Source organism: Pseudomonas sp. H1_F01 (genome assembly GCF_054681425.1).
Map to the genome: position 1 here is coordinate 804,371 of NZ_CP162823.1, position 12,586 is coordinate 816,956.

Annotated in this window: 9 protein-coding genes; 3 read left to right on the forward strand and 6 right to left on the reverse strand. The window is 60.7% G+C overall.

Annotated features, from left to right (window positions below; translation table 11 throughout):
• Positions 1–5: 5 nt before the first annotated feature.
• The 4 genes from AB4O09_RS03670 to rpsU form a co-directional block, all read right to left on the reverse strand.
• Entirely contained in the window at positions 6–3,749 is a 3,744-nt protein-coding gene (locus AB4O09_RS03670; RefSeq protein WP_003206201.1) for a bifunctional diguanylate cyclase/phosphodiesterase, read from the reverse strand.
• 127 nt (positions 3,750–3,876) lie between these two features.
• Entirely contained in the window at positions 3,877–5,724 is a 1,848-nt protein-coding gene (rpoD, locus tag AB4O09_RS03675) for an RNA polymerase sigma factor RpoD (RefSeq protein ID WP_003206198.1), read from the reverse strand.
• A gap of 67 nt (positions 5,725–5,791) precedes the next feature.
• Positions 5,792–7,750 carry a DNA primase gene (gene dnaG, locus AB4O09_RS03680; RefSeq protein ID WP_460107936.1) on the reverse strand — a complete coding sequence of 653 codons (1,959 nt, stop codon included), beginning with the start codon at positions 7,748–7,750 and terminating at the stop codon, positions 5,792–5,794.
• Between the two features lie 479 nt (positions 7,751–8,229).
• Positions 8,230–8,445: a 30S ribosomal protein S21 gene (rpsU, locus tag AB4O09_RS03685; RefSeq protein ID WP_002551877.1), complete on the reverse strand. Its 216-nt coding sequence runs from the start codon at positions 8,443–8,445 to the stop codon at positions 8,230–8,232.
• 199 nt (positions 8,446–8,644) lie between these two features.
• Here rpsU and tsaD point away from each other — a divergent pair, with 199 nt between their 5' ends.
• Complete coding sequence (gene tsaD, locus AB4O09_RS03690; RefSeq protein ID WP_003206192.1) at positions 8,645–9,670, forward strand: tRNA (adenosine(37)-N6)-threonylcarbamoyltransferase complex transferase subunit TsaD; 1,026 nt, start codon at positions 8,645–8,647, stop codon at positions 9,668–9,670.
• 8 nt (positions 9,671–9,678) lie between these two features.
• Here the strand turns inward: tsaD and plsY are convergent, their stop codons facing one another.
• A complete protein-coding gene (gene plsY / locus AB4O09_RS03695) occupies positions 9,679–10,248 on the reverse strand; it encodes a glycerol-3-phosphate 1-O-acyltransferase PlsY (protein WP_003206189.1) in 570 nt (189 codons plus the stop codon).
• Between the two features lie 74 nt (positions 10,249–10,322).
• Between plsY and folB the strand changes: the two genes are divergently transcribed.
• Positions 10,323–10,676 (forward strand): dihydroneopterin aldolase, encoded by a 354-nt coding sequence (gene folB, locus AB4O09_RS03700; RefSeq protein WP_003206187.1) that lies wholly within the window; start codon positions 10,323–10,325, stop codon positions 10,674–10,676.
• Positions 10,667–11,185 (forward strand): 2-amino-4-hydroxy-6-hydroxymethyldihydropteridine diphosphokinase, encoded by a 519-nt coding sequence (gene folK, locus AB4O09_RS03705; protein ID WP_003206185.1) that lies wholly within the window; start codon positions 10,667–10,669, stop codon positions 11,183–11,185. Before folB ends, folK begins: the two co-directional genes overlap by 10 nt.
• Before the next feature lie 124 nt (positions 11,186–11,309).
• On the opposite strand, the gene AB4O09_RS03710 is transcribed toward folK, so the two are convergent.
• Positions 11,310–12,536: a multifunctional CCA addition/repair protein gene (locus AB4O09_RS03710; RefSeq protein ID WP_053163508.1), complete on the reverse strand. Its 1,227-nt coding sequence runs from the start codon at positions 12,534–12,536 to the stop codon at positions 11,310–11,312.
• Positions 12,537–12,586 lie beyond the last annotated feature (50 nt).

Genomic DNA, 12,586 nt, shown 5'->3' on the forward strand with positions numbered 1-12,586 from the left:
GCGGATTATAACGACGGTTTCTCGGCTGTGCTATCCGAAAAATCCGAAACGGTCATGCGAAGAAACGTTGCGGCAAACTCATCGGCGCACAGAGGCAGGCTGACGATGTAGCCCTGGATCTGTTCGCAACCTTCTTCGGTCAGGAATTGCTGCTGGGCCAGGGTTTCGACGCCCTCGGCGATGACGGTGAATTGCATGCTGCGGCCCAGGGCGATGATTGCCCGCACGATGGCCGCGTCGTGGGGGTCGTCGGGCAGGCCGCGGACGAAGGATTGGTCGATCTTGAGGATGTCCAGTGGCAGGCGCTTGAGGTAACTCAGAGAGGAATAGCCCGTGCCGAAGTCGTCGATGGCCAATTGCACGCCGAGTTTTTTCAGTTGGTGCAGCACCGTCAGGGCCTCTTCGGCCTGGCTCATGATGAAGTTTTCGGTAATTTCCAGTTGCAATAAGCCGGGTTCGAGCTGGTTCTCGCGCAGCAGTTGTTCGATGCGCCCCAGTAGATTGGGTTGGCGCAGTTGGGCCCCGGCCAGATTGACCGAAAGGGGGCCGAGGCTGTCGTAGGCGTCATTCCATTCGCACAACTGCCGGCAGGCGCGCTCCAGCACCCAGTCGCCGATTTGCAGGATCATGCCGTTTTCTTCCGCCAGAGGGATGAAGTGTTCCGGCGGCACGTCGCCGAACGTGGGGTGCGTCCAGCGGATCAATGCTTCGGCACCCACCAGTTGGTTGTCGATGAGGCTGATTTTGGGTTGGAAGGACAATGACAACTCGTTGCGTTCGATCGCCCGCCGTAGTTCATGCTCCAAGGCCACTCGCTCGCTGGCCTGGGCGGTGAGGTCACGGGTGTAGCTTTCCACCCGGTTGCGTCCCTTGGCCTTGGAGCGGTACATCGCCGCGTCGGCATTCTTCACCAGCGTGGCGACGTCACAGCCGTCCTGCGGGTAGAGACTGGTGCCGATGCTGGCACTGATGAAGAACTCGTGCTCGCCGGCCTGGAACGGCGCGCCAAAGCAGTTCAACAGTTTTTGGGCGATGTGCTCGGCGTCGCTGGGCTGTTGCAGGCCCGGCAGCAGGATAATGAACTCGTCGCCGCCCAGGCGCGCCACGGTGTCGATGTCGCGCAACTGCTCGCGCAAGCGTACGGCAATGCCCTTGAGCAACAGGTCGCCGACTGGGTGCCCGAGACTGTCATTGATGTGCTTGAAGCGGTCCAGGTCCAGGAACAGCACGGCGCCCTGGCCACCGTTTTCCTGCTGGCCATTGAGAGCCGCCAGCAAGCGGCTTTCGAACAGCGTGCGATTTGGCAGGCCCGTCAGCGGGTCGTGGTGGGCCTGGTAGTCGAGCCGGGCCTGGGCGTGTTTGAGGCTGGAGATATCGGCGAAGACCGCGACGAAATGGGTGATCTGTCGGTCCCGATTGCGCACCGCGCTGATGGTCAGCCAACTGGGGTACAGCTCGCCGTTCTTGCGCCGGTTGGAGATCTCTCCTTGCCAGTGCCCTTCGGCCGTCAACTGGTGCCACATCGCGGCGTAAAACGCGCTGTCGTGCAGGCCGGAAGCCAACAACCGAGGTGTATGGCCCAAGGCTTCGGTTTCGCTGTAGCCGGTGATTTCGGTGAAGGCTCGGTTCACCGCGCTGATGTGCTGTTGCGTATCGGTGATCAGCACGCCTTCGGCCGTGCTTTCGAATACGGTGGCGGCCTGTTGCAGTTTCTCCTGCATGAGATGGCGTTCGGTGATGTCCCGGGCGATGGTCAGCATGCAGTCTTCGTTGCCGATGGGTAGCGGGCGACTGGAGACTTCGCAGAGCCGGATCTGCCCGTCGTTGCGACGGATATGGCAACTGAAGTCCCTGACGAAGCCGTCCCGCTTCAGCAGGTCCAGCATCTGCTTTCGCTCGTTGAGGTTGACCCAGATGCCCAGGTCCAGGGTAGAGCGGTCCACCGACAGGGCACTGTTGAAACCGGTAATGCGGCTGAAGCCTTCGTTGACTTCGATCAGCAGGCCGTCGCTTTGCCGGGACAACAACAGGCCATCGGGCGAGGCGTGGAACGCCTTGGCAAACTTCTCTTCGGATGTCTGCAATTGCTGCTGGGTTTCCTTGAGCTGGCTGATGTCCCGCACCACCACGACCAGGGCTGGCGTCGTGTCGAGATCGAAGGGCTCGGCAGAGATCAGTCCGGTGAACACCTGGCCGTTGCTACGGCGAAAGGGCATTTCCAGGTTGCGAATGCTGCCGGCCTGCAAGCGCTGCAACAGGGCCGGCCCCACGCCTTGGATGCCCCAGATATTCAGTTCGGTTGCGTTGCGTCCCACCACCTCGGCGGCACTCAGGCCGACCTGTTCTTCGAAGGCCTTGTTGACCTCCAGCAGACAACCGTCCAACAGCCGTGCAATCACCAGGATGTCCGGGCACTGGCGGAACACCGAGGCAAATTTCTGCTCCGAAAGGCGCAGTGCTTCCTCGGTGCGCTTGGCTTCGCTGATGTCGATCATCAGCCCACGCATAACCGGTTCGTGCCCGTGTTCGATCAGGCTGACAATATCGCGCACCCACAGGCAGCGGCCGTCGGCGGTGATCACGCGATAATCGATGCAGTGGTCGCGACCCGCCAGCACTTCATGATCGCAGTAGGTCTGGGCACGGATAAGGTCGGCGGGATGAATGATGTTGCGCCAGAAGCCCGGTATCAGCCAATGGGAAAGGGGATAGCCCAGCAAGTCTTCGGCGTGGGGCGACACGTAGCTGTAAGTGAAGTCGCTGACCCTTGCCTCCCAGGCGATGGCTGACAAGCTCTCTACCAGCCCACGGTAATGGTATTCGCTGCTGCGCAGTTCTTGTTCCAGCTCGACCCGCCGGGCGATTTCCGAGCTCAGTCGGCGGTTGATGCGAATCACCACCGCCAGTATGCCGACCAGGAGCAGCAACGCAGGCAGGCCGTAAAGCAGCAAGTCTGACCAGAGCTGGCGGTAGTCATGTACATTGCCAACCCATTTCTGCTGGATCTCGGCAACTTCGGCCGGGCTCATGTCCGCCATGACCTTGTCCAGGATGCCCACCAATATCTTGTTGTCTCGAGGGACGGCCATTGCCAACTGATAGCGATACGGTGTTTCCCCGCTGACATAAAGGCCTTCGAGCTTGAGTTGACGCAGGCTCCAGACACTGGAGGCCAGATCTCCCACTACCGCGTCCACCTCGTCGGTTGCCAGGGCTTGCAGGGCTGAACTGACGTTGGGCAGCGCCACGAGGTTCAGGTCGGGATGGTGGTTGCGCAGCAATTCATGGGGGGCATAGTTCTCCACCACGGCGATTTTCAGCCCGTACAGCTCCTTGAGGTTGTGCGGCTGGGCGCCACCGCGATGGGCCAGGATGACAATGGGGAAATCCAGGTAAGGCCGGGTAAACGCCAGGTAATTCTGGCGTTCCGGCGTAGACATGATGCCCGGCAAAAGGTCTATCTTTCCCTGTACGACCTGCTCCAGCACGGCGGTCCAGCTGGCTGGCTCGATGGGGGTGAGCTTGATGGCCAGCCGTTCACGAATGATCTCGACGTAGTCGGCAGCCAGGCCCTGATAGCGGCCCTGGTCGTCACGAAACTCAAACGGCGGCCATGAGGCATCGACACCCAGGCGCAGGTCTGGGTGGTCCTTGAGCCAGCGGAGCTCCTCGTCGGTGAGCGTCAACGCGCCAGCTGTTGCGGTCCAGGTCATCAATGACAGCAAAAGCGCGGCCGTCAGTCTGGGCATCACTGTCTCGACATGGCTTGGGGAGGATGATTCGAGTGTAGACGGGCAACAGGGTGCTGAGGAGCGTAACGAAGGGGATTTTATCTGTGCATAACAAAACCCCCGGCAGGGCCGGGGGTTTTGAAGGTCACTCGTCGAGGAAGGAGCGCAGATGCTCGCTTCGCGTCGGGTGGCGCAGTTTGCGCAACGCCTTGGCTTCGATCTGACGAATCCGCTCACGGGTTACATCGAACTGCTTACCGACTTCCTCAAGGGTGTGGTCGGTATTCATGTCGATGCCGAAGCGCATGCGCAGTACCTTGGCTTCACGGGCAGTGAGGCCGGAGAGTACTTCGCGAGTCGCTTCCTTGAGACTCTCGACAGTGGCAACATCGATCGGAGACTGCATGGTGGAGTCTTCGATGAAGTCACCCAGATGGGAGTCTTCGTCATCACCGATCGGGGTTTCCATGGAGATCGGCTCTTTAGCGATCTTCAATACCTTGCGAATCTTGTCCTCAGGCATTTCCATGCGTTCGCCCAGCTCTTCCGGCGTCGGTTCGCGACCCATTTCCTGCAGCATCTGCCGGGAAATACGGTTGAGCTTGTTGATCGTCTCGATCATGTGCACCGGGATGCGGATGGTGCGGGCCTGGTCGGCGATCGAGCGAGTGATCGCCTGACGGATCCACCAGGTGGCATAGGTCGAGAACTTGTAGCCGCGACGGTATTCGAACTTGTCCACCGCCTTCATCAGGCCAATGTTGCCTTCCTGGATCAGGTCGAGGAATTGCAGGCCGCGGTTGGTGTACTTCTTGGCGATGGAGATCACCAGACGCAAGTTCGCTTCGACCATCTCTTTTTTCGCGCGACGGGCCTTGGCCTCGCCGATCGACATGCGACGGTTGATGTCCTTGATCTCGGCGATGCTCAGGCCAGTCTCGGCCTCCAGCGCACTGAGCTTCTGCTGGCAACGAACGATGTCCGGTTGCAGGCGGGCAATGGCTTCGGCGTATTTGCTCTTGCCCTTGGCCAGTGCATCGGTCCAGCTTTCGTCGACTTCGTTGCCAGGGAACTGGCGCAGGAAATCGGCACGCGGCATGCGGGCGTCACGCACGCAAAGCTGCATGATCGCGCGCTCTTGCTGGCGCAAGCGATCCAGGGCACTGCGAACACGCTCGACCAGGCCTTCGAATTGCTTCGGTACCAGCTTGATCGGCATGAACAGCTCGGCCAGTGCCAACAGCTCGGCAATCGCCTGCTTGTTGTTGCGGCCGTGCTTTTTCAGCGCCTTGCGGGTGATTTCCATCTGGTCGGCCACAGCGCCGAAACGCTGTGCTGCGATGACCGGATCCGGACCGCTTTCGGCTTCTTCCTCGTCGTCGCTCGCTTCGGCCTCGTCGTCATCGGTGTCGTCGTCGGCCTTGACGGCTTTCGCGTCGATCGGTGGCGGCACTTCGGCGGCAGGCGGCGCAATGCCGTCGTCCGGATCGATATAGCCGCTCAAGACGTCGGACAGGCGGCCACCTTCGGTGGTGACGCGGGTGTACTCGGAGAGAATATGGTCAACCGTGCCAGGGAAGTGCGCGATTGCGCCCATCACTTCACGGATGCCTTCTTCAATACGCTTGGCGATTTCGATTTCGCCTTCACGCGTGAGGAGCTCTACCGTACCCATTTCACGCATGTACATGCGCACGGGGTCGGTGGTGCGACCAATGTCGGTCTCGACCGCTGCCAACGCTGCGGCCGCTTCTTCAGCGGCCGCCTCGTCGGTATCGGCGTCGGCCAGCATAAGGGCATCCTTATCTGGAGCAACCTCGAATACGTTGATCCCCATGTCGTTGATCATGCGGATGATGTCTTCCACCTGTTCCGGATCTGAAATATCCTCCGGCAGGTGGTCGTTGACCTCCGCGTAAGTCAGGTAGCCCTGCTCACGACCCAATAGGATCAACTCTTTGATACGAGACTGCTGTTGCGCTTTTCCGGACATAACACCCTATCCACTGAAGGTCTTGGCGGGCAAAAAACAAGCCGAGGATTATACCTGAGCTGTGACCTCACGCGCCAGTTGAGGTCGGGTTTGATGCGCAAACATTGCGGCTGAGTAAGTCGCGCAATTGGTTTTTCTCTTCGCTGGTCAACTCGCTCTGACGAGCTTTTCGCAGAAGTTGTTCCAGGTTTCGCTCGCGTTGGCGGGCGGATAAGCTAGTAATGGTGTCGAAAAACTGTTGTTCAAGGTTGTCTCCTTCAATCAGCCATTCCTTCTCGGCCAGGGCCTTCAACAGACGCCCCTGCTCGGTGCCGTGCCACCGTGCAATCAATTGGAAAGAGTTTAGCTTGGGGTTCTTCTGCACGGCTTCAAGGAGTGCAACCAGCAATTGCGTATTGCTGTGGTCCTCGGCGGCGAAGTGCCCGGCGTCCTCTACTTTTTCTGCCAGTTGCGGGTGATGCAGCAAGGTGCGCAAGGCGGCCAGTGTTGGTGGTTCGACGGCGGCCGGCACGCGCGGGGCACGTGGCTGGTCGCGATCGCCGCGCTTGCCGTTCTTGTCCCAGGGTTTCTTGTCCCATTTCTTGCCGCCACTGCCGGGTTTTTTCGGTGTCCATTCCTGCTGGGGGGCGTAATCCTGTTGGGGTTGATGATAGTCGGCGAAATCCGGCATCGCGTCGTAATCGACGCCCGGGTCATAAGCCGGTGGCGCCTCCTGGGGGGCGCTGTGCACCAATTGATTGACCGCTTCGCTGTTCAGGCCGGTGATCTCGGTCAGGCGCTGGCGCATGAGTGTGCGCAGGTTGGCACCGGGCACCTTGTCGATCAGCGGTGCCGCGAGGGTGGCCATGTGGGCCTTGCCTTCGAGGGAGCGTGGATCGGCTTCTTCGGTCAATTGCTGGAAAAAATAGTCGGCCAACGGTTGTGCGTGCTGGTTGATCCGCGCACGGAACGCGTCGGTACCTTCGGAGCGCACCAGGGTGTCCGGGTCCTCGCCCTCGGGCAGGAACAGGAAGCGTGCCCGGCGTCCGTCCTGCAGGCACGGCAAGGTGGTCTCCAGTGCGCGCCAGGCGGCGTTACGGCCGGCCTGGTCGCCGTCGAAGCAGAACAGCACGTTGGGCACCACGCGAAACAGGCGCTTCATGTGCTCTTCGCTGGTGGCCGTGCCCAGGGTCGCCACGGCGTTGCGCAGGCCTTGCTGGGCCAGGGCAATAACGTCCATGTAGCCTTCGACGACAATGATTTCATCAAGATTGCGGTTGTTCTTGCGTGCTTCGTACAGGCCATAGAGTTCCTGGCCCTTATGGAACACCGGGGTTTCCGGGGAGTTCAGGTATTTCGGCTTGTCGTCCCCCAGCACCCGGCCACCAAAGGCGATGATCCGCCCGCGTGTGTCGCGGATCGGAAACATGACCCTGTCGCGGAAGCGGTCGTAGCGCTTGCCGGTTTCGGCATTTTCAATCAGCAGGCCGGCGTCGATCATGGCGCGCTGTTGCAGCGTATCGCTGCTTAGGTGCTTGTACAGGTTGTCCCAGCCGGGCGGGGCGAAGCCGAGGCCGAAGTCCCGGGCGATTTCGCCGGTCAGGCCGCGGCCCTTGAGATAATCCACCGCAGCCTTGCGTGCCGGATGGCTTTTGAGGGCCTGGCGATAAAAATCCGCCGCCGCCGTCAATAGGGGGTAAAGCGGAGAATCGGTCGGTTGACGTGGCTTGTGCTGTCGACCGCTTTCCTCGCGGGGTATTTCCATGCCGGCGGCTTTGGCCAGTTCTTCGACGGCCTGGGGGAAGTCCAGGTTGTCGTGGTCCATGATGAAACCGAGGGCATTGCCGCCAGCGCCGCAGCCGAAGCAATAGTAGAACTGCTTGTCGGGGCTGACGCTGAAAGAAGGCGTTTTTTCTTTATGGAACGGGCAGCAAGCTGTGTAGTTCTTGCCCGCTTTCTTCATTTGCAGGCGAGAGCTGACCACGTCGACGATGTCGGTGCGGTTCAGGAGGTCGTCAATAAAGCTCTGGGGAATCAGCCCGGCCATGGCGTTCTCATCATCACTGCGCGAAATATGGACCCGAAATCGGCAGGCGTAACCGGGTCTGGGTTTGAGGCACGCTAAATCGGTGGCTCGACCGGGTCGTCTGCATCATCGCTGTCGGGAAGTGTATCTGCCGATAATCCACTGACGTTAATAACTATCAGTATTCGACTGTTTGAATGTGTTGCGCTGAATCCGGTAACGGCCGTTCAGGCCTCGGATAGCTCATGAAGCGGACACGCAGGCAGGTGCCTTGGGCTGATCGTCGTTAGAGGAATCAGGGTGTGCTCGTCGGTAGCCTTGGAAGGCTCGTCAGGAAAGACGTGCACCGCTGGCAAAAGAGCCAGGTCTGACGCGGTGAAGCAGGTTGTCTTGGTCGCGTCTGCGGCTTTGACAGTGAAGCATCAAGCGTTATTCCGCAAATGCCATAAGCCCGGCTTGAAGGCCGGGCTTGGCAGAAGCTTGCTACGGACGTCTGTGTATTAGTACAGACGTACGGCGCGGCGCTGCTCGCGCTGAACTTTCTTGGCGTGACGCTTAACAGCGGCTGCTGCCTTGCGCTTACGCTCAGAAGTCGGCTTCTCGTAGAATTCGCGGCTACGAACTTCAGCCAGAACACCGGCTTTTTCGCAGGAGCGCTTGAAACGACGCAGAGCTACGTCGAAGGGTTCGTTCTCTTTTACTTTGACGGCTGGCATCCAGAGCTACCTTCATTCATTACCGGGGTCAACATCCTCGCGGCAAAAGAGCACTTGAAGACGTCGGTTTTTAAGGGTTGCGGATGTTAACCCCTCAACGCTCGGAATGCAAAGCCTCTGATCGAAAACCGCTGGTCGGGGCACAACGCGGCGACTATTATGCGCGCCTTCGAATTCAGCCTCTACAAGGCGCAAACCCATGCTAGTACTGGGATTAGAAACCTCCTGCGACGAAACTGGTGTCGCACTTTACGACAGTGAACGCGGCCTGCTGGCCGATGCGCTGTTCAGCCAGATCGACCTGCACCGCGCCTATGGCGGGGTGGTGCCCGAGCTTGCCTCCCGCGATCACGTCAAGCGCATGCTGCCCTTGATCCGCCAGGTCCTGGCCGAAGCCGGCTGCGTGCCGACCGAGATCGACGGCATCGCCTACACCGCCGGCCCGGGCCTGGTGGGCGCGTTGCTGGTGGGCGCCTCCTGTGCCCAGGCGCTGGCCTTTGCCTGGGGGATTCCGGCCCTGGGCGTGCATCACATGGAAGGCCACCTGCTGGCGCCGATGCTGGAGTCGCAACCGCCGCAATTTCCGTTCGTCGCTTTGTTGGTATCGGGCGGCCATACGCAGCTCATTCGGGTCGATGGCATCGGCCAATACGAGTTGCTCGGCGAGACGCTCGATGATGCTGCCGGCGAAGCGTTCGACAAAACTGCAAAAATGATGGGCCTCAATTATCCCGGTGGGCCGGAAATCTCTCGGCTTGCGACGCAAGGGGTCGATGGGCGCTTCGTGTTCCCGCGGCCAATGTGCGACCGTCCCGGCCTCGATTTCAGTTTCAGCGGGTTGAAGACCTTTGCCCTGAACACCTGGCAGCAGTGCGTCAGCGTCGGGGACGACAGTGAGCAAGCCCGTTGCGACATCTCACTGGCGTTCCAGCAGGCCGTGGTGGAGACTTTGACCATCAAGTGCAAGCGTGCCCTCAAGCAGGCCGGGCTCAAGCGCCTGGTGATCGCAGGCGGCGTGAGCGCGAACAAGGCCTTGCGGACATCGCTGGAGAAAATGCTCGGCGACATGAAGGGCGACGTTTACTACGCCCGGCCGGAGTTCTGTACAGATAACGGCGCGATGATTGCCTTTGCCGGTTGTCAGCGCTTGCAGGCCGGCCAGCACGAAAGCCTGGCGATCAGCGTACAGGCGCGCTGGCCGATGGAGCAGTTGGCGCCGCTGTGAAACATCATTTAAAAATGCCGTTCGCGCCCGGCGAACAGGTCGCGTAGATTGCCCCGGTGACGCCAGACGATCAGCGCTACCAGTGCGGTCATTGGCAGCAAGGCCGCCGGTTCCTGCCAGGCCAGCAACGGCAGGGTCAGCGGTGTGGCGATCAGCGCGGCCAGGGAGCTGGTGCGGGTCAGGTAGAACGTCAGCAGCCAGGCACAGACAGCCAGCAGGGCGGCGGGCGGGTACAGGCCCAGCAGCATGCCGGCGGCGGTGGCGACACCCTTGCCGCCACGAAAGCGAAAGTACAGCGGGAATAGATGGCCGATGACGGCGCAGACGCCGATCCAGGCCTGTTGCTGCAACGAGAGCCCTGCGAGGCTGGCGATCAATACCGGGACAAGGCCTTTGCAGAGGTCGCCCAGCAGGGTCAGGATGGCGAGTTTGCGTCCGGCCAGGCGCAGCATGTTGGTGGCGCCGGCATTGCCTGAGCCACTCATTCGCGGATCCGGGCGACCGGTCAGGCGGCTGAGCAAAATGGCGAAGGACAGCGAGCCGAGCAGGTAGGCGAGAATCGCCAGTAACCAAAACATGCTAACTATTCCGGGCGAGGACGCCCTGATTCTAACGGCGCATTGCGCCCTTGTCGTGCTGCGGAGAAGAGTGCTTGGACAGAGTGTTTATCGAGGGCCTGGAAGTCGACACGGTAATCGGGGCCTACGACTGGGAGCGAGGCATTCGACAGTGCCTGCGGCTTGACCTGAGCTTCGCCTGGGACAACCGCCCGGCCGCTGCGGGTGACGACCTGACCCTGGCGCTCGACTACGCCAGCGTATCGTCGCGCATCCAGGCATTTGCCGAACAGGCGCAGTTCCAATTGGTCGAGACCTTTGCCGAGCGATTGGCCCAGGAGCTCATGGACGAGTTCAAGATCACCTGGCTGCGTCTGAAATTAACCAAGCCTGGCGCCGTACCAGCGGCCAGCGGCGTTGGTGTGGAGATCGAGCGCGGATGTCGCTGACTCAGGTTTTTCTCGGGCTCGGCAGCAATATCGAGCGCCAAACCCATCTGTGCGCCGGTCTTGAAGCCTTGGCCGGTTTCCTGGTGGACATCCGCTGTTCGGCCGTGTTCGAGAGCCAGCCGGTGGGTATCAAGAGCGGGCCATTCTTCAATTTCGTCGTCTCGGCCTTCACGGATCTGCCCCTGATGGAGCTGGATCGTCGTCTCAAGTTCATCGAGGCGGACAACGGTCGCTATGCGCCGGACCGCAAGGGGCTGCCGCTGGATATCGACGTGTTGTTGTATGGCGAACAGGTCGGCAACTTCGATGGGCTGATCCTGCCGCGCGCGGAAATCCTCAAGAACGCCTTCGTCCTATGGCCTTTGTCGTTGATCGCGCCGGATCGGATTCACCCAGGCGTGGGCAAAAGCTTCGCTACTTTGTGGGAGGAATCGCAGATCGACCAAGTGCTGGCGCCAGTGGCTTTCGAATGGCGAGGCCAGCAGCTTACGCCATCGAATCTGCGCTGAGGCGCCTGCCGCTATCGCGAGCAAGCTTGCTCCCACACAGGTATACCGAGATCCCTGTGGGAGCGAGCTTGCTCGCGATGACGGCGGAACATCCAGCCAAAATGCAAACTGACACGAACGCCCGTCAGCTCGCCGCTTCCTTGTAGCCTTTCAACGCCTTGAGGCGCTCGCGCTTGATCGCCTCACCCAGCTCCGGTCCCTTGAAGCCCTTCTCCAGCAAAGGCTGCACCGCCACCGCGCGGGCTGCTGCCGCTGCGCCCCGCAAATAATCAGCCTGTGGATAACTTCTGTCTTCAAGCCCTTTGCGCCCCCGTGCATCCATCTCGCAGGCTGCGATGAACTCCTCGAAGCGCTGAGGTCGACGGTACACATCGAAACTCTGCAGCAGCTCAAGCAAAGTTGACGCCTTGAGCTCCAGCGCGCGATGACCATGGGTGTGGTATTGGCCAACCAGTAACGCCAATTCCTGACAGTCGCGGGGAGCCTTGAAGCGTTTGTTGACCGCTTTGATCAGCTTCAGCCCCGTGTGCTCATGGGCGATGTGTCGTGGCCATTCGTGTCGGGGTGTCAGGCCTTTGCCCAGGTCATGCAGCAGGCAGGCCCAGCGGACCGTCAGCGGTTGTTGGTGCAGGGCGGCTTGTTCCAGCACGCTCAGGGTATGGACGCCGGTGTCGATTTCCGGGTGATGGGCTTCAGGCTGGGGCACGCCAAACAGCGCATCGACCTCTGGCATCAGGACCTTGAGGGCCGTGCAGTCGCGCAAGACCTGGATAAATACCTGTGGCTGTTTTTCCATGAGGGCGCGGGAAATTTCTTTCCAGCTGCGCTCGGCCGTCAGTGCTTCCAGTTCGCCGGAATCGCTGAGTTGGCGCATCAGTTCAAGGGTTTCGTCCGCCACCTTGAAACCCAGCGGAGCATAACGCGCGGCGAAGCGGGCAACCCGCAGGACTCGAAGGGGATCTTCGGCGAAAGCGGGGGAAACGTGGCGTAGCACGCGGGCTTCCAGATCGCGTTGACCATGGTACGGATCGGTCAGGTTGCCGTGGTCATCTTCGGCCATGGCGTTGATCGTCAGGTCCCGGCGAACCAGGTCCTCCTCCAGGGTCACTTCAGGGCTGGCATGGAACACGAAGCCGCCATAACCTCGGCCGCTCTTGCGTTCGGTGCGGGCGAGGGCGTACTCCTCGCCGCTCTTCGGGTCGAGGAATACCGGAAAATCGGCCCCCACTGGGCGAAACCCCCTGGCGAGCATTTCCTCGGCGGTGGCACCCACCACGACCCGATCGATGTCGGTGACGGGAATGCCCAGCAGGCGGTCGCGAACGGCGCCGCCGACTTTATAGATCTGCATAAAAAACCTCCGTTGGTCCGACAGGATAACCTTTGCGTCGGACGTCCGGA

Coding starts and splice junctions, on each gene's coding strand:
- AB4O09_RS03670 (WP_003206201.1), bottom strand. CDS start 3,749: ATGCCCAGACTGACGGCCGCGCTTTTGCTGTCATTGATGACCTGGACC.
- rpoD (WP_003206198.1), bottom strand. CDS start 5,724: ATGTCCGGAAAAGCGCAACAGCAGTCTCGTATCAAAGAGTTGATCCTA.
- dnaG (WP_460107936.1), bottom strand. CDS start 7,750: ATGGCCGGGCTGATTCCCCAGAGCTTTATTGACGACCTCCTGAACCGC.
- rpsU (WP_002551877.1), bottom strand. CDS start 8,445: ATGCCAGCCGTCAAAGTAAAAGAGAACGAACCCTTCGACGTAGCTCTG.
- tsaD (WP_003206192.1), top strand. CDS start 8,645: ATGCTAGTACTGGGATTAGAAACCTCCTGCGACGAAACTGGTGTCGCA.
- plsY (WP_003206189.1), bottom strand. CDS start 10,248: ATGTTTTGGTTACTGGCGATTCTCGCCTACCTGCTCGGCTCGCTGTCC.
- folK (WP_003206185.1), top strand. CDS start 10,667: ATGTCGCTGACTCAGGTTTTTCTCGGGCTCGGCAGCAATATCGAGCGC.
- AB4O09_RS03710 (WP_053163508.1), bottom strand. CDS start 12,536: ATGCAGATCTATAAAGTCGGCGGCGCCGTTCGCGACCGCCTGCTGGGC.